Genomic DNA, 17,894 nt, shown 5'->3' on the forward strand with positions numbered 1-17,894 from the left:
GTTATTTCACCCACGCATTTGATATTCTATAAGAACCATCAGGTAGTATTTTGTATGTTGCCTGTACTAATTCTCCGTTTATTATCTTCATTTTAGAAGATACATTTTTATAAGGCATATCTGCACCATTTTTCATAACATCATTAATAATTGGTTTTATTTTGCCCCAACTCTTATCAGGTACAAGTTTATCCCATTGATGATTAGATTTTTTACTACCGTTAATAATATGGTCTATATCCTTTTCTTTTAATTTACCGAAAGCATCGTCTACTTTAGAAGATGGTAATAGCTTAACATTACCTTTACCCTTAGATTGAATGTATCCTTACGGTCAAGTATTCGTTTCACTTGTACTTTTGTAAAAGGTTTATTCATTTTGGTTGTATAGCCCTCTATATTCAGTTGGAGGGCGTATTGGGACATGACCATAAAGGGTGCTGTTCCTTTAATTCAAACAGCCTTTTAATGACTTTCGCTTGTTGTTCATCTACTACTAATTGCTTGTGTCTTTTTCTTGTGGTATAGCCATATGCCACTCTCCCACCTGCATAGCCACCTTTTTGAGCCTTTTGCTTTCTCCCTCTTCCTAGCTTTAAGGCGATTTCTAGGGGTTGGTATTGGTCTAATAACTCCATCATTCCATTAATAAGAAAGTCATTTGGATCATGGGAATAGATACTATAATTGGGCTGTTCAATCGAGTAAATATCAACATTCTGACGTTTCAATTCACGGTGAATAAGGACTTTGACCATATCAGATCGCCACAGGCGGGAGGTGTTTAAAACAACGATAGCTTTCACTTGTTGAACACGTATGTCACTTAACATGTCTTGTAGTCGTATTACGTTCAACAGAAAGCCCTTCCTGATCGACTTTAGCCCCACTAATACCTTCATCTATGTAGATGTTTACTAATTCGAGGTAGTGGCGGGTGCAGTATTGTTTTATTTCCTCCATTTGATAAGCAACACTATACCCTTCATTGACTTGCCCTTTGGTTGACACACGTGCATAACCAACCACTTTATCTTTCAATGGCATCCCCTCCGTTACATAAATTCTGATTAGCTCTAGGAGGCTTGCCAGTTCGTCCGCGGAAAGCGAGTGGTTTCTCTGACCCCCCTTCACTAATTTACATTCTTTGTGTCTTTTTTTGTGATTTTTGTGAGAATAACAATGTGATTCCCATTGTGTTTCAATAGGAGAGCACCATACAACGGAACCTGTTACACTATAATAATCCTCTTCTAACTTTGTTGGGTGGTAATTAATTCACGATAATAACCCTTTTCCTCCATTAATTCTTGATGGTTACCTTTTTCAATTAGCATTCCTTCATTAAAAACGAGAATGACATCTGCATTTCTAATCGTGTTCAAACGGTGAGCAATGACAAAAGTTGTTCGTGTTTCCATCAGTTTTTCAAATGCATCGATAATTTTGATTTCCGTTATCGTATCGATGCTGCTTGTTGCTTCATCCAAAATTAATAGCTTTGGATCCCTTAGGACTGCTCTAGCAATGGAGATAAGTTGCCGTTGTCCATGGCTAATGTCTTTTCCATTTGAATCAAGCATCGTTTCATACCCATTTGGCAGTTGCATAATAAATGCATGAGCATTGGCTGCTTTTGCCGCTTCAAAAACTTCCTCATCAGTAGCATGTAACCTTCCATAGCGAATGTTTTCCTTGATCGTTGTATCAAACATAAATGAGTCCTGAAGAACAATTCCCATTTCATTCCTTAAGCTTTCCCTAGAAAAGGAAGTAATGTCATGATGATCTATTTTTATATTGCCCTCATTCACATCATAAAATCTAGCTAAAAGTGAAATAACTGTTGTTTTTCCGGCACCTGTAGGACCTACGAGAGCAACTGTCTCTCCAGGATTAACATGAAAGGATACATCCTTCAGTATTTTCTCTTCTTCCTCATAGGAAAAAGTAACAGATTCAAAGGACACTTCCCCTTTCATCTCCTCCATATCATTCCTAGGTGTATCTTCCTTTTCCTCCTTTTCTTCATCAATGATGGAAAAAGCACGTTCTGCACCAGCGACAGCTGACAAAATCACATTATATTGATTGGCTAAATCGTTTAACGGCCTAGTGAACTGACGGGAGTAGGTAGTAAATGTGACAATAACTCCAATCGTTATCATGCCATTCAAAACAAATACGCTTCCAAGTCCAACAATAATAGCAAAGCTAAGATTATTTAAACTATTCATTAGCTTAGGGATAAATCCAGAGTACACTTGAGCCCAATAACTATCATGCTTCAGCGCTTTATTTTTTTCTTTAAAGGCGTCCATGACATGTGCTTCCTTTGCAAACAATTTGACCATTTTATGACCAGACATTGTTTCTTCAATATAACCATTCATCATTCCTAATTGATACTGTTGCTTTTTAAAATAAACACTCGTTCTGTTTGTAATCCATTTCATTCCCCAAAACATTAAAGGGACAATTAGAAGTGTGAGTAATGTTAACAGCGGACTTAACCAAACCATCATGATCATGGTACCGATTAAAGTTAACACACTCGTCGTAAACTGAATGACTGCTGTGTTTAATGTTCGACTTATATTTTCTACATCATTTGTTAATCGACTCATTAAATCACCGCTTTGCCTCTTCTGAAAAAACAAAAGGGGCAATGTTAAAAAATGAGAAAACAAATGATTTCGAATCGAAAAGATAGTATTTTGCGCCACTGAAATCATCCAATAATTCTGTAACCATACAGCAATGGACTGTAATAAAAAAATAACGAGAAGAACAATCATCATCCGTATTAAATAGGATGGATCGATATCAGCAATTAACTGGTCAACGGTTACTCCTAATAAATAAGGACCTAACAAGGATAAAGCAGAACTAATAAAGACCAAACTCAATACGATAAAAAACATTCTTTTATCCTCATCCATATACTTCCATATTCGATATAGAGTTCCGGAAAGATCTTGAACCCTCTGCTTCGGTTGCTTTCCCGCTTGATGTTTCGAGGAAGGGGAACGTGATCCACTATTAAGCTCTCGGTTTGCTGACATGATTAACCACTTCCTCACTGATTTGAGAATAATAGATTTGTTGATATAATTCATTGTTTTTTAACAGCTGTTGATGAGACCCTGCTCCGGCTACTCGTCCTTGCTGTAACAATAAAATCTTATCTGCATCGACTACTGAACTAATCTTTTGTGCAACAATTACTGTCGTACAAGATCTTCTATTTAATGCTTTCAACACACGAGATTCCGTATTGGCGTCAAGAGCACTCGTACTATCATCCAACAATAAAATTCTAGGATTTTTCACTAAGGCTCTTGCTATAGAAATCCTTTGTTTTTGTCCACCCGATAGATTAACCCCTCGCTGACCGACGACGGTTTCATAACCATCCGGTAAACTAGCAATAAACGAATGAATATTTGCATCTGTTGCGGCCTCGATAATCTCTTCCATTGTTGCTTCTTCATTTCCCCATGAAATATTTTCGCGAATTGTCCCGGAGAATATATGAAGCTCTTGAGGAACCAAAGCAATTTGATCACGAAACCAACCCTGTTGATCATTTACGTTCGTCTGGTCAATATAAATGGTTCCACTCGTAACCGGAAACAGACGTGGTATTAATTGTAGAAGTGTTGATTTTCCAGAACCAGTTTCACCAAGCACCCCCACGACCTGCCCGGGATCAGCTGTAAAGGTGATGTCTCTTAATGTATTGGCATTCGTATTAGGATAGGAAAAGTAAACGCTATCAAAACTTATCTTACCCTTCACATCTTTGCTTTCAGGTTTGCTGCTCTGAATCGGTTCATCCACATCACTTTGAAGTACCTCTGCTATCCTTGAAGCAGATGCAGTACCTCTAGAGAAATTCATAATAAGGAAAGAAAATACACCAAATGCTCCCAAGATTCTCGTTGCATAATTAAGAATGGCAACAATTTCTCCAGGTTGTGCTGTTCCTTGGCCAATTTCCTGATAACCAAACCAGAGAATAATGACGATGCTTCCATTCATTCCTAGCATTAATATTGGCATGGTGACTTCCATCAGTGATAACGACTTTTTAGTAATATCCATCAATGATCTGTTCGTTTGAAAAAAACGAGATTTTTCATGGCGAACCCGATAATACGCCTTTACCAAACGAATCCCGTGTAAATTTTCACGAATAGCACGATTTACCTCGTCTAACTTTGTTTGAACTGTTCTAAATAATGACATTCCTTTTGTCATAATCCAATACATGATAACCAATAGAACCGGTACAATCGCCACAAGAATTGTAGCTAGCTTCACATGAATAATGAAAGCCATTACAATTCCAAATATAATAAATAAAGGAGCACGTAGAGCAATTCTCATCAGCATAAATAATAATCCTTGAATTTGTGTTATATCTCCAGTCATGCGTGTAATTAATGACGGTGTAGAGAACCGTTGCATTTGCAAAGCTGAAAAGGATTGAATATGCTCGAATAAATTGTGACGAACATCATATCCGACCCCTTGACTAACCTCGGCTGCAAAAAACGAACTAACAATTCCTGCAATAAATGCCACTACAGTCAACAATAATAAAACAGATCCCCACATCATGACGGTTTGCATGTCTCTTTGAACAACACCCTCATCAATAATAACGGCCATTACTAATGGCTGTACTAGTTCCACAATTAACTCGGTTACCATAAGAGCCAAGGCTATACTCATTGCTTTCTTATATTTCCGTGCATATTGATAAAGTAGTTTCATATGTTTTCCTCCGAATTGTCGATAATCCAATTATAAAGGATATGAGTAGATTATTAATACTATTATGAATTTTCTTTCTGATTGATCCAAAAACACGAACGTTCGCGTCAAAAAATCTGACAAACATTAAGATTTATAGTAAATTTTTTGTAAAAACTATAGCTAATTTTGACGAAATATTGCATAATAGAAATTGGAAATTTTATACTTTCATCATAAATTAGCTGGGGCGAGTGAAAGTATATGTAAAACAAGGCTTTCGCCATGAAGACAAGACTTTGCGATAAGCCAAGTTTTTCTAAAAAAAGAGAGGGTTAAGGGGGATAACAGAATGAAAAAGATTTTATCTATTGTTTTAACTGCAATCGCGGTACTATTTATTGCAGGCTGTAATGGCGGAGACGAAGGTAATCCAGACGAACTTATCATGGGTTTTGTTCCTTCACAAGATTCTGACACCATAACCGATACAGCACAGCCATTAGCAGATAAACTGGGGGAAGAACTAGGTAAAGAAGTAGAAGCAAGGACAATGACAAGCTATACTGCGCTCGTAGAAGCAATGGGAACCAACGAAGTTCATATTGGTTTTATCCCTGCCTTTGGATATGTTTTAGCAAACCAAGAACATGGTGTAGAAGTTATTTTAAAATCTGAGCGCTATGGAAGTGGTACCTATGTTGCTCAATACCTTGTACGTGCTGACTCAGGTATTGAATCATTAGCAGACATGGAAGGTACAACTTGGGCTTATGGTGATCCTACTTCAACTAGTGGATACTTGTTCCCAGCCGCTCAAATCATGGACGAGTTTGGTGTAGACAATCCGGAAGCTGATTTCTTTGGTGACTCGGTTCAAACTGGTGGACATGATAACTCTGCGATCGCTGTCTATAACGGCGAAGCTGATGTCGCTACAACATTTGACGATGTAAGAACTGGTCTGGAAGAAGAATATCCAGATATTATGGACGTATTAAAAGTTGTAGGATATACAGAAGAAATTCCTAACGATACAATTTCTGTAACAAAAGAATTGGATGATGAGCTTGTTCAAGACATTAAAGACACATTCTTAGCATTTAATGAGGATGAAGAAATGATTCAAATTATGAATGAAGTTTATAATTGGGATGCAATCATCGAAGCTGAGGACAGTGAATATGATGTTGTTCGAAGCACTTATGAGAAATTCGGAGATTCCATTTCCTTAGATTAATAAAAAAGAAGAATTATATATTTTAATGCTACAGGAGAGAAGCTGGCTTCTCTCCTGTTTTACGATTTATAGAATTAGACTTCTAGCTATGGAGGGAAATCATGATTGAATTTAAAAACTTGTCCCTAACCTATCCAAATGGAACAAAAGGGCTTAAAAATATAAATATCAAAATTAATGAAGGGGAATTTGTCGTTATTGTTGGTTTATCAGGTGCCGGTAAATCCACCTTTATCCGTAGCATTAACAGACTAGTAACACCGACAGAAGGTGACCTACTCGTTGATGGTGAAAATATTTTAAAACACAACGGCAAGTCACTGCGTGAGTTAAGAAAAAAAGTCGGAATGATTTTCCAAAACTATAACCTTGTTAAACGCTCCACTGTTCTCAAAAATGTTATTTCAGGTCGATTAGGCTATACTGGAACACTTAAAAGCATATTAAATATGTACTCCAAAGAAGATATGAACATGGCATACGAAAATTTAAAACGTGTCAACATTGAGGAAAAGCTGTATAGCCGTGCAGATGAATTAAGTGGTGGTCAGCAGCAACGGGTTAGCATTGCTCGAGTATTAACGCAAAAGCCTAATGTTATTCTTGCGGACGAGCCAGTAGCAAGCCTAGATCCCCCGACATCTCATCAGGTGATGACATACTTAAGACAAATCAATAAAGAAGATAAAATTACTACGATTGTTAATCTTCACTTTATTGATATGGCAATGGAATATGCAGATCGAATTATTGGTATGAGAGCTGGAGAAGTCGTATACGATGGTCCAGTATCCGAGGTCACCGAAAAAACATTTGAAGAAATTTATGGTCGTTCCATCCGTGAAGAAGATATGCGGGGAGGAGCTGCAGATGACGAATAATAGTAGAAAGTTTATCCCTACTAGTCTTTATCCTGCAAAAACTAAACGAATCATTACGGTTTCTTTAATCTTTGTCATTGGATTTTACTTAGTTAGCTCGATTACAACCGAATCTTTCATTATTAATTTTATTTTAAAAGCATCGAATATTACGGATTTAATTGCTCGATTCTTCCCACCTGATTGGGGTTATGTGAGTAATGTTTGGGGAAAGTTGTTTGAAACGATTCATATGGCAATTATTGCAACGACTATAGCTACACTGGTTAGCATTCCATTCACTTTATTAACAGCACAAAACATTACAACAAATAAAGTTCTGTACAATTTTATGCGATTTCTTTTAAATATTATACGAACAATTCCAGATATCATTTTAGCCGTTGTTTTTGTTGGCTTATTCGGGATTGGAATGTTTTCTGGGATTATCGCGTTAATCATTTTTTCCATTGGTATTTTAGTTAAGTTAATGAGTGAAATCATCGAGGCAATTGACATGAATCCTTCAGAAGCCATTAAGGCCTCTGGCGGAAACACCATTCAAACCATTTGGTATGCTGTCGTTCCACAAGTGCTGCCACAATTTATTTCATTTAGTCTATACGTATTTGAAATTAACATAAGAGCTTCTGTTGTGTTAGGACTAGTTGGAGCAGGTGGAATAGGACAATTAATAAACAAAGAAATTAACTTTCTAAATTATCCAGCAGTATCAACCATCGTTCTCATTATTTTCGCTGTTGTTGTTGTCATTGATTATATTAGCGGGAAATTAAGGGAGGGAATTCTGTAATGACTAACCAAATACCTCCTAAACCAAAAAAGCAATCTACATTCGTGAAAAGAATGCTTATCGCAATAGTGCTTATCGCGATATACACTTGGACCATTGCCAGTGCTCAAGCTAGAATTGATTGGGGCAAAATTTTCAGCATTCGCACCGTTGAAAACTTTGATCGAATCATTCCTAAATTTTTTGATCCTGCCTTTGCCGAAACTGGTACCATCATGGAAAAAATGATTGAAACGATTTTCATCGCTTATACAGGATCATTAGCGGCAGCGGTGATCGCTGTCCCAATCGCATTCTTATGTGCATCAAACATTGTACGAAATAAATTTTTAAACAATGTTGGCCTATGGATTCTAGGTGCTGTTCGTGCATTTCCAGAGATCATACTAGCTATTATTTTTGTTGCAGCAGTCGGACCTAATCCTTTTGCCGGTGTACTCGCGATTGCTATTGGTTCAACAGGGATGCTTGGAAAACTCTATTCTGAGGTTATTGAAGGCATTGATATGCATGTAGTTGAGGCTCTAGAAGCTAGCGGGGCCAACAAAACCCAAATATTCTTTTACGGTATTATGCCACAGGTCCTACCGGAATTTTTATCATACGCCATTTATCGTTTTGAAATAGATGTGCGTGCATCTTCTGTCCTCGGTATTGTTGGCGCAGGTGGTATTGGTACACTAATTACCTTTGCTTACTTGAACCGTAACTGGGAAGAAGTCGGAATGATACTATTAGCAATCATTGTCGTTGTAACAATCATCGACCAAATTTCCGGATACATCAGAAGACGCCTTGTTTAAAAATTTGTTTGACCACTTCACACAATAGGAAGTGGTCTTTTTTATGTTTAGTAAAAGGGGTCTGACCCCTTTTGGATGATTTTACCAATCGGCAAATCACTTCCTTAATATTTAATATTCGTTTAACATATTTATTTAGATAGACGAAATAATTTGAAAGAAGTGATTAGTATCAAAAAAGAAACCACGAAACAAAACCTTTGGATTATGTGGTTTGCTAACTTTTTTATTGCGGGAAGTATTACGATGGTCCTCCCGTTTTTATCTCTATATATCGAAACGCTTGGAAACTTTTCTGATAAATATGTACAAAACTGGTCGGGAATAACCTTTGGTGTTACATTCGTTGCAGCTTTTATCTTTTCTCCAATATGGGGAAAGCTCGGAGATCGTTATGGTAGGAAGCACATCCTTATTATTTCCGCCTGTGGATTAGGTTTATCAGTATTCTTAATGGGTTTTGTAACTTCGGTATGGCAATTATTTACCTTACGTTTGTTTATGGGAGTATTCACTGGTTTTATTTCCATTTCACAGGCACTTATCTCCACACAAACGCCAAAGCACATGGCAGGGAGAGTGTTAGGAACCCTTCAAACTGGAACGGTAACAGGTACCTTAATGGGACCCCTTCTTGGCGGTGTTATGGCTGATGCATTAGGATATGCAACTTCCTTTAAATGGCTCTCTGTTATTCTATTTATAACTGCAATTTTAGTATTTATAGGAATTCACGAATATACGTTACCAGCAGAAAGTCATGAAAAGACAGCTTATTCGAGCAAGGAAGTGCTTTTCCATATTGTGAAAAATCCGATGCTTTTCATGGTGATGCTTGTATCCATGTTTATCCAAATAGCCCATTTTAGCATTCAACCCATTTTATCTTTATACGTTGCAGAATTACATGGACCAGTGAACGTAGCCTTGTTTTCAGGAATTGCTTTTTCTGCAGCTGGGTTAGGAAATTTGTTAATGACCAAAAAATGGGGAGACATAGGAGATAAATTTGGTTATATAAAAGTATTAATTGCGCTACTTTTTATGGCTGCTCTATTTTACTTTCCTGGAGCATTCGTCACAAATATTTGGCAGCTTGTCATACTTCGGTTTTTACTAGGAGCTGCAATTGGCGGTATTATCCCTGTTCGAATCGCTTATATTCGTCAAGAAGCTCCGGTTGCAATGCAAGGAGAGGTACTTGGCTATAATACAAGTATCCGTTTTTTTGGTAATATCATTGGTCCAGTCATGGGTGGTGCTCTTGCTGGTTACTTTGGTTTTGCCTCCGTTTTTTTCGTGACCAGTATACTATTGTTGATGTGTTCGATTGCCTTATTAGGTGCTAGACTACGACAATCAAAATCAGCTTGTGACCACTCTATGGTGAAGCATTAGGTTTTCCCTTTTTGCTTCACCATTTTTCTTATGTTCGTGGCTAGCCAAGTTTATTTATCGACTAGATGATTCATCTACTTTCCATAATTGTTCTAAGGTAATAACTAGCGCTGTTCCAATCAGAAGACCATTACTTGCTAGATTTTGTACGACTGCAGGTAGTTCCGAAAAAACCTCTACCGGTAAGAACATCGTACTAATCCCAAACAAATAAGAAACACCGACAATGGTTACTTTTCTTGAATCAAGTGGTTCGATTGTCACATTATTAATGGCTAGTCCCACTAATTGAACAAAGGTTGCCATTAACGTAGCGTTGGCAATTGGTGCTGGAATCGTTGAAATAAACGACACGATTGGCGGAAAGAAAGCTATACCAATTAACACTAACGACGCATAGATAAAAGGCATTTTACGCTTTTGTCCAGTTAATTTGATAAATCCCGCTGGTGTTGCCAAAGGTACATTTGCAAGTGCCGAAAACATACCTGTTAAACCGTGATTAATCCCTGAAAATATGCTCCCTCGATTTATTTGTTGTTGATTGTATCGAGGTTTGTCATAAATGGACTGACTAACAGCTACGACAGATGCAACAAGGTTCGATAATAAAACGATAGATGTAACAAATGCAATAGGAATAATGCTAATATCAAATTGTGGCATACCAAATGCAAACCATTCTGGAAACGAAACGATGGGTACAGTTGCGTCACTTTTTGCCCCATCTTTAACTAAAACAAAAGAGATCCAACCTACCATTATTCCAATTAACACACCATAATTTCGTAGCCAGCCCTTAGCAAAAATGGAAAGCCCAAGCACAATAATGAAAGTCATAAATGCAAGTAGACTATCTATCAACTGAATAGATTCAGAGCCTTGTTGTAAGCCGAGCATCCCTTTTAAGAAAATACCACTTAATTGTACGGTTAATAAAAAGAAAAATGTTCCAGTTACAAGTGGAGTAAAGACAGGTAAAATTTTCTGAGCTAACTTAAAAACACCAAATATAAATAAAAAAATACCTGTAAGTATCATAATTGCTTCTAAAACTTGCAGCGTTTCTTTAAGAGTCTCACCTCTCTGGGAGCTTGTTAGTGCCATTACTGAAAAAATGCTAATCCATATGCCAGCAGGTCCTTCCATAATAGGCAACCGATGTCCAAATAATCCCTGTAGCACAGAAGCAATTCCGATAATAAAGAAAGAGCGCTGCATAAGGCCACTAATTTCTATAAGACTCATATCAAATATCGCACCGATGACAATTGGCAATGCTACTGAACTTGCCAACATAAATACAAACCATTGTGCTGTTTCCATTGTAGTAGTTGTCCACTTTACTTGTTGACCTTCCATCAAACCTCTCCTAATAGACCCAATAGTACTTTCCTTTTATAGAACATCCTTCAGTATAGATTAAAAATTCAATCCATGCTTATTTTAAACAAGCCAGTTGATTAAAACAACTCATTATGAAATTGTTATTCATTTGTTTTCAAATACTTATGACATTTTTGCGATGTTGTGTCAGAATAACACAGTTAAATCCATAAAAAGTAGGGGTACTAATCATTATCGATTTGCACCCCTACTTTGTTTATTATTTTATTAACCAAACAAACTTCTAAACTCTGCTAATAAATTTTCAAAAAAGTCCATAACCGTCTGCCAGAATCCTGTGTTTCCTGTAACCTCTTCTATTGTATTTCTTAAATCATTAGCAAGGTCTTCTAGCTGACTCGCCACATTACCAAAATCAATATTAATTGCTCTCATTTTTTCAAAGAGATTGGTGAGTAACTCCCGATCTTCGGGACTAAGCTCAATATTAAGCTTATCCAGCTGTTCTTGAACAATTTTCTCTATCTCTTCTTTCGTTGCTGGATTTTGCTCTGAAATCGCCTTTTTAATTTCCGTTAATAACTCACTTACCTTCTCTTGATCCATCCCTGCTTTTTCAGCTAAATCCGTCGCTATACCTAGCTCTTCATTTGCTATCTCCATACGATCCTTGTCCAATGATTCCCCGTCAACATTAAAGGCTTTGTAAATACCAGTTAATGCAGAATGACCACTAACTTTCACTGGTGAAGCTACCTCTATCAATGCGTCTTCTACCCCCGCAGTTAGCAATGCATTAGCGTACATTTCATTGGTTACTTCTGTTATATTATCTGAATTAACGATGTTTACTACAAGACCGTGACCTGGATCCTTCCTCGTGATCTTTGCCGAGGAATACATGTTGGCGCTTGGGTCTCCACCAATATAATTAACTAAATCTTCAGCAGTCACTGTGTACTCCTGAACCATTGATGGATCGTCTACACCCAAAAGCCTCCTTACATCTTCTTTCTGCGCTTCGGATAACGCTTCACCATAAACAACTCTAGGTAACCCATATTTCTCATTTATTCCTTCATTATTGTTACTACCGACACTCGCTAACGCAGAAACTGAAAAACTAACGAAACCTACCATTAAAAGAACCATTACGAAAAGCAGTTTTTTATAGGTCATAGATTTTTCCCCTTTTTCTTCAATTCTTACACTTATATTATCCGTATATTTTCAATTTATGGGAAGTGAAATTTTGACTAGTTATTACAGTGTCCAGCGTTAATTTTCTTCTACTAAAAAAGCATCATTTCATACATCCACTCATATGCTTCTACATAGAAATGGACAAACTTAATGACTGAAGGAGTGCATCTTTTTGAACAAAAAACAACTGGACTGGTCTTCGTTTATACTTTCCATTTCCTTCATTTTAGCCATGTGTCTTATTATCTTTCTATATCCTAAGCAAACAGATATATGGTTACAAAATGTCCACGACCATTTAATGAACCAAGTAGGCATTCTTTATTTATGGGCAGGTTTTTCATCCTTGCTTTTTTTATTGTGGGTTGCTTTTAGCAAGTATGGCAAAATTAAACTCGGACCCAAACATGCCAAACCTACGTTTTCTACCTTTAGTTGGATCGCACTTGTTTTTTGCGCGGGAATTGGTGCGGGAGTGATATACTGGGGAACCATTGAATGGGCTTTCTACTATATGGAGCCCCCTTTTTCATTAGCCCAAGGATCGATTGAAGCAATTGAATGGAGTGCCGCTTACGGGATGTTTCATACTGGTCCTACTGCATGGGCAATTTACTGTTTACCAGCAATACCGATTGCTTACATTTATCATGTAAAAGGGAAGCCAGTACTCAAGATTAGTGAAGCTTGTCGTCCTATTTTAAAGCATCATAGTGATGGAGTAATTGGAAAAATCATTGATTTAGCTTTTATTATTGGGTTATTAGGTTCTTCTGGTACAACATTAGGTATAAGTATCCCAATGATTGCTGCTGGCGTACATAAGCTAACAGGATTAGAGCACACCTATACACTAGACATCCTTATTCTTTTTGTATGTACCCTCCTATTTTCGATTAGTGTTTATTCCGGTTTAGAAAAAGGAATTAAAAAGTTAAGTGATATCAATATTTATTTGGCTATTTCTTTACTTCTCTTTGTCTTTCTTGCCGGTCCAACTATATTTATTCTGGAGATGTCCACCAACAGCATCGGATTAGTCAGCACCAATCTGCTTCGATTAAACACATGGATTGATCCAATTGGCCAATCCGGTTTTCCAGAGAAGTGGACATTATTCTTTTGGGCTTGGTGGATTGTCTATGCACCTTTTATCGGCTTGTTCATTGCCAAAATTTCGCGTGGGAGAACAATCAAGCAAGTAATTTTAGGTACAATTGGATTCGGAACGGTTGGCTGCTGGTTATTCTTTACGATTTTAGGCAATTTCAGTCTCTACAAGCAATTAAATGGGTCACTGCCTGTGGTTGAGCTACTAGCAATCAACGGAGCGCCTGAAACGATCGTCACTATTTTAAGTACACTACCACTAGGAGAGCTAGCTGTTCTTTTATTCACATTGCTTTCCATCGTTTTTCTTTCAACAACCTTTGACACTTCATCGTATATGTTAGCCGCCGTCACGCAGAAAAATGTACATGGGGACCCAATCCGCTGGAACCGACTGTTTTGGGCTTTTGCCTTAGCACTTCCTCCTGCTGCACTCATGTTTATTGGTGGGTTAAATGCATTGCAAACCGTCACATTAATTGTTGCATTACCATCTGTTTTCATTATTGGGCTACTTGTGTTCTCTTTTCTGAAGCTAATGGAGAGTGAGAATCCTAGATAATAGAAAGGGATCAGCTCTTGAGGAAAAATCACACCAAATAGGGGGTACAAATCGCATAACGATTCATACCCCTATTTTTAACACGGTGTAATCCATAACGTCCGGATGTCCGAAAAGGTTGAAAATCACTTCCGCTTTGCAATAACATCCATCTCAATACTTACCCCTTTAGTTAGTCGACTTACCTCCACACAAGCTCGTGCAGGATATGGTTCTTGTAAAAAAGTAGCGTACACCTCATTAATTTTTGCAAAATCATCCATGTTCGTAATATAAATCGTAAACTTTGCTACATCAGAAAAGCTCAAATCTGCCGTTGATAAAATTGCTTGAAGGTTTTGCATTACTTGTTTCGTTTGTGCTTCAATCCCTTCTACAACCTCACCTGTTTGCGGATTAATTGGGATTTGTCCAGAAACAAATACTAAATCACCAAGATCAATCGCTTGCGAGTATGGTCCAATTGCTTGTGGTGCATCGTTTGTATGAATTGCTTTTACCATGCGTTACACCCTTTCTATTTGTATGTTTATTTGAAATTTTACCATAGACACTAGATTAGAACCATATTGCTGTTTTACCGTAACCTTTACAAATAACTTCATAAAGATGTAAATGCGTTGTCAATTGCTTTTTTTTTAAAAAAACACATTTTATTTTTACAATTTAATTAATAATAATATTAACTATAATAGCTATAAAGTAAATATATTTACACTGATTAATTATTATGTTAATTTTATTCATGAACGGAAATGGACGCGTTAACAATTCATTAGAATTAAGGATGATGATAATATGCAACTGGAAATAGATAAATCTTCACTAAGTGTGTACGAAGCACTAGCCAGCGAGGTTCGTTTAAAAATCGTTCAATTACTCTCTAAAAATAAAATGAATATTAAGGAATTGTCTAAGGAGCTTGAAATAAGCAGTCCAATTGTGACCAAGCACATTAAAAAATTGGAAGATGCTGGTATTATTCGAACGGAAAAAGTACCAGGTAAGTCTGGAATTCAGAAGATTTCCATATTAAAAGTCGATCATATCGAAATTAATTTCCCCAAAAAAATCTATCATTCTTTTGCTACTTATGAAACGTCTGTACCAGTTGGACATTATACAGATATAGAAGTATTGCCGACATGTGGAATTGCTTCCGACAAAGATTTTCTGGGACCAGTGGATGACCCTAAAATCTTTATGGTTCCAACTAGAGTTGATGCCAAAATATTATGGTTTACACAAGGGTATGTTGAATATAAAATACCCAACTTTTTAAAAAGTGAAGAAAGTATACAACAGTTTGATATTAGTTTAGAAGTTTCTTCGGAATTTCCATTTTCAAATGAAGTCTGGCCATCTGATATCACATTTTCTTTAAATGGCATTGAATTAGGGACCTGGATAAGCCCAGGAGATTTTGCCGATACTAGAGGAAAGTACACACCAGATTGGTGGCCACATAACGTCAATCAATACGGATTGTTAAAGACTATCCGAATTACCAGTCATGGAACCTATATTGATGGTGATCCATTGTCAAATGTTACGATTGACGATTTGGATGTAAACTGTGCAAGCTGGACATTTAGAACAGAAGTAAAAGAAGATGCAAAGCATGTTGGAGGGGCAACCATTTTCGGAAGGAAGTTTGGGAACCACGATCAAGACATTAACTTTAAAATATATTATATATAAAAGGGTTGTTCAAAGAGTCACCAAATGATAAACGGCGAATCTCATCGTTGGCTTGTTTTTATTCGTCGACTTTTTGAACACGCACCATAAGACATTTTTAGTGATGAGATTTTTTTATAAATTCTCATCTTTTTTATTTTGAATACTAGTCTATAAGTCAATCCCGTCCATCCAGTTGTAATAGAACTGCCTGATTTGGTATCTTCAATATAACGAAAGAAAGGGATGATGTACATGATACAAACATTTTATTTACGTACGACAAAACGGGATGAGATGATTGATATTACATTCGAATTACAACAGTGGATTCGAGACAATCACATCGAGGATGGTATCCTAGTCGTTTCCTCACTACACACAACTGCTGGCATAACGGTTAATGAAAATGCCGATCCAGATGTCAAAACGGACATGTTGATGCGATTGGATGAGGTTTACCCATGGGATCACCCGAAAGACAGACATATGGAGGGAAATACTGCCTCCCACCTAAAGGTAAGTACAGTCGGACATGCACAAACATTGATCATTTCTGGCGGGGATATCGTCCTAGGTACGTGGCAAGGCGTATATTTTTGTGAATTTGATGGACCACGTCAACGAAAATATGTAGCAAAAGTGATGGAAGGATAGGTAGTCTAACCTGTACTTAAAGACTATAGAAAAAGTGGGAATAAAGCTTCTACTATTTTATCTCCCACTTTTACATCAAACTTATTTCACGTAGTTTTTCAACTGATTAGTCACTCGAACAAGGTCATCATGGATAACAAATTCAAAAAGCGCATCCATTTCTGTCGCATCCCGATTAATGATAGCTCCTGGAATATTACATTCCATCATCGCAAAACTTGGCAAAAGATTAAACGGACTTACCAATAAGGATGTCCCCATTACAAGTATAAAATCACTTTGTTGAATAACGGATTCAGCGTTTCCATGTTCGGTAATCGGATCTCCAAACAAGACAATATCCGGTTTTAATATATCTTCACAAGCCTTTTGATTACAAACAGGAATTTTCTCCTGCATCACATAGTCTAAAGAATAAGAAGCTCCACATCTTGGACAACTTGCCGTATTTAAGTTCCCGTGATATTCAATAATTGATTTGCTGCCTGCAGCACGGTGTAGTCCATCTACATTTTGTGTAACAATATGAACTTTTTTATGATTTTTCTCTAACTGTTTTAAAAATAAATGAACATTATTTGGTTCAAAGTTTTTCAAAAGCTTTAGCCTGAAAATATCTTTATACTTATTCCAAAAGTCTTCCGGGTCATGGAAGAAATACTCACGAGACATATAATATTCCCTTGATTTGCCCTCTTTCCAATAACCGTTTGTTGAGCGAAAGTCTGGAATGCCGCTTGCTGTTGAAACACCAGCACCGGTTAAGCAAGTAATTGTTTCTGCTTGATTTAGCTTATCCGCAAGTGCTTTTATTAGCTGCATATAAAAAATCCCCCTTATTTTTAGACTATTATAGTCAACATACGGCTTCTACAAACCACAGGCAAATGAAAAGTGAATGCAAATTGTTTGCAATGTTTAGATCCTCTGCTGAAATTTTACACTTTGCTGGTGCAACAAAAACCCACCTCAAAACAGAGATGGGAATAAATGCTTAAAATGGATAAGGAATATCTTCTGCTTTAAGCTGATTAAGAATCAATAATCCTGTACAGCGTTCACGCAATTTAAATGCGTGATTTAAGCTTTCTTTAACTAATTCATCTGACATTTCAAGCTCTTCTGGTGTAGTTGGTCCACCTACTAATTGAAGTAACCCTTTTAATGTTTCTGAATCAGGTAGTTCATTTACCCATTGAAGAATCTGGGATCGATGCTCCTCCAATCGTTTTGCAATGGCTGTATCACGTTTCTTCGTTTCATCAAAGATTGTTGGTAATTTTTTTCGGTATAAATCTGCGATAATAGTAGTCGTTACACCAACCTTTGCTCCGTGCAGCAACTGATGGGCATCCTTTTCTGATTAAAATTGTTTATTCTACCACTTGCCTATTACCATGGGCATCTTTTAAAAGCCCTAAGCACTCATGACCAAAACTGATTTAACCGGCTTTTGATT

At 37.0% G+C, this 17,894-nt stretch carries 16 protein-coding genes and 1 pseudogene; 8 read left to right on the forward strand and 9 right to left on the reverse strand.

What is annotated here, in order from left to right:
- Nucleotide 1: 1 nt before the first annotated feature.
- The 4 genes and pseudogenes from JOC48_RS21830 to JOC48_RS05545 form a co-directional block, all read right to left on the reverse strand.
- Nucleotides 2-136 carry a hypothetical protein gene (locus tag JOC48_RS21830; protein ID WP_476693103.1) on the reverse strand — a complete coding sequence of 45 codons (135 nt, stop codon included), beginning with the start codon at nt 134-136 and terminating at the stop codon, nt 2-4.
- Between the two features lie 134 nt (nt 137-270).
- Nucleotides 271-1,041: pseudogene (locus JOC48_RS05535) on the reverse strand (recombinase family protein).
- 212 nt (nt 1,042-1,253) lie between these two features.
- Nucleotides 1,254-3,065 (reverse strand): ABC transporter ATP-binding protein, encoded by a 1,812-nt coding sequence (locus JOC48_RS05540; RefSeq protein ID WP_204498069.1) that lies wholly within the window; start codon nt 3,063-3,065, stop codon nt 1,254-1,256.
- A complete protein-coding gene (locus JOC48_RS05545; protein WP_204498070.1) occupies nt 3,043-4,782 on the reverse strand; it encodes an ABC transporter ATP-binding protein in 1,740 nt (579 codons plus the stop codon). Before JOC48_RS05545 ends, JOC48_RS05540 begins: the two co-directional genes overlap by 23 nt.
- A gap of 331 nt (nt 4,783-5,113) precedes the next feature.
- On the opposite strand from JOC48_RS05545, the gene JOC48_RS05550 reads away from it, so the two are divergent.
- The 5 genes from JOC48_RS05550 (at nt 5,114) to JOC48_RS05570 (ending at nt 9,876) form a co-directional block, all read left to right on the forward strand.
- Nucleotides 5,114-6,001: a phosphate/phosphite/phosphonate ABC transporter substrate-binding protein gene (locus JOC48_RS05550; protein ID WP_204498071.1), complete on the forward strand. Its 888-nt coding sequence runs from the start codon at nt 5,114-5,116 to the stop codon at nt 5,999-6,001.
- A gap of 101 nt (nt 6,002-6,102) precedes the next feature.
- On the forward strand, nt 6,103-6,882 hold the full coding sequence (gene phnC, locus JOC48_RS05555) for a phosphonate ABC transporter ATP-binding protein (RefSeq protein ID WP_204498072.1): 780 nt from the start codon (nt 6,103-6,105) through the stop codon (nt 6,880-6,882).
- The gene (gene phnE / locus JOC48_RS05560; protein WP_204498073.1) at nt 6,872-7,675 is read left to right on the forward strand and encodes a phosphonate ABC transporter, permease protein PhnE; all 804 of its coding nucleotides are present in this window, start codon (nt 6,872-6,874) and stop codon (nt 7,673-7,675) included. The genes phnC and phnE (JOC48_RS05560) overlap by 11 nt, the downstream gene beginning before the upstream one ends.
- Nucleotides 7,675-8,478: a phosphonate ABC transporter, permease protein PhnE gene (gene phnE / locus JOC48_RS05565; protein ID WP_204498074.1), complete on the forward strand. Its 804-nt coding sequence runs from the start codon at nt 7,675-7,677 to the stop codon at nt 8,476-8,478. Before phnE (JOC48_RS05560) ends, phnE (JOC48_RS05565) begins: the two co-directional genes overlap by 1 nt.
- Before the next feature lie 207 nt (nt 8,479-8,685).
- Nucleotides 8,686-9,876 (forward strand): MFS transporter, encoded by a 1,191-nt coding sequence (locus JOC48_RS05570; RefSeq protein ID WP_204498075.1) that lies wholly within the window; start codon nt 8,686-8,688, stop codon nt 9,874-9,876.
- A 54-nt stretch (nt 9,877-9,930) separates the two neighbouring features.
- On the opposite strand, the gene JOC48_RS05575 is transcribed toward JOC48_RS05570, so the two are convergent.
- Both JOC48_RS05575 and JOC48_RS05580 read right to left on the reverse strand, forming a co-directional pair.
- Nucleotides 9,931-11,238, reverse strand: coding sequence for a purine/pyrimidine permease (locus tag JOC48_RS05575; RefSeq protein ID WP_204498076.1), 1,308 nt, complete (start codon nt 11,236-11,238; stop codon nt 9,931-9,933).
- 252 nt (nt 11,239-11,490) lie between these two features.
- Nucleotides 11,491-12,402, reverse strand: coding sequence for a DUF1002 domain-containing protein (locus tag JOC48_RS05580; protein WP_204498077.1), 912 nt, complete (start codon nt 12,400-12,402; stop codon nt 11,491-11,493).
- Nucleotides 12,403-12,598: 196 nt separating this feature from the next.
- Here JOC48_RS05580 and JOC48_RS05585 point away from each other — a divergent pair, with 196 nt between their 5' ends.
- On the forward strand, nt 12,599-14,098 hold the full coding sequence (locus tag JOC48_RS05585; RefSeq protein ID WP_204498078.1) for a BCCT family transporter: 1,500 nt from the start codon (nt 12,599-12,601) through the stop codon (nt 14,096-14,098).
- Nucleotides 14,099-14,223: 125 nt separating this feature from the next.
- Here JOC48_RS05585 and JOC48_RS05590 read toward each other — a convergent pair whose 3' ends face one another.
- Complete coding sequence (locus JOC48_RS05590) at nt 14,224-14,601, reverse strand: RidA family protein (protein ID WP_204498079.1); 378 nt, start codon at nt 14,599-14,601, stop codon at nt 14,224-14,226.
- A gap of 295 nt (nt 14,602-14,896) precedes the next feature.
- Between JOC48_RS05590 and JOC48_RS05595 the strand changes: the two genes are divergently transcribed.
- On the forward strand, nt 14,897-15,799 hold the full coding sequence (locus tag JOC48_RS05595) for an ArsR/SmtB family transcription factor (protein WP_204498080.1): 903 nt from the start codon (nt 14,897-14,899) through the stop codon (nt 15,797-15,799).
- A gap of 234 nt (nt 15,800-16,033) precedes the next feature.
- Nucleotides 16,034-16,435 (forward strand): secondary thiamine-phosphate synthase enzyme YjbQ, encoded by a 402-nt coding sequence (locus JOC48_RS05600; RefSeq protein WP_204498081.1) that lies wholly within the window; start codon nt 16,034-16,036, stop codon nt 16,433-16,435.
- An 81-nt stretch (nt 16,436-16,516) separates the two neighbouring features.
- On the opposite strand, the gene JOC48_RS05605 is transcribed toward JOC48_RS05600, so the two are convergent.
- The gene (locus JOC48_RS05605; protein ID WP_204498082.1) at nt 16,517-17,257 is read right to left on the reverse strand and encodes an NAD-dependent protein deacylase; all 741 of its coding nucleotides are present in this window, start codon (nt 17,255-17,257) and stop codon (nt 16,517-16,519) included.
- Nucleotides 17,258-17,429: 172 nt separating this feature from the next.
- A complete protein-coding gene (locus JOC48_RS05610) occupies nt 17,430-17,777 on the reverse strand; it encodes a dehydroquinate synthase/iron-containing alcohol dehydrogenase family protein (protein ID WP_204498083.1) in 348 nt (115 codons plus the stop codon).
- Nucleotides 17,778-17,894: the final 117 nt, after the last annotated feature.

This window comes from Aquibacillus albus, from assembly GCF_016908325.1.
Lineage (GTDB): Bacteria > Bacillota > Bacilli > Bacillales > Amphibacillaceae > Aquibacillus_A > Aquibacillus_A albus.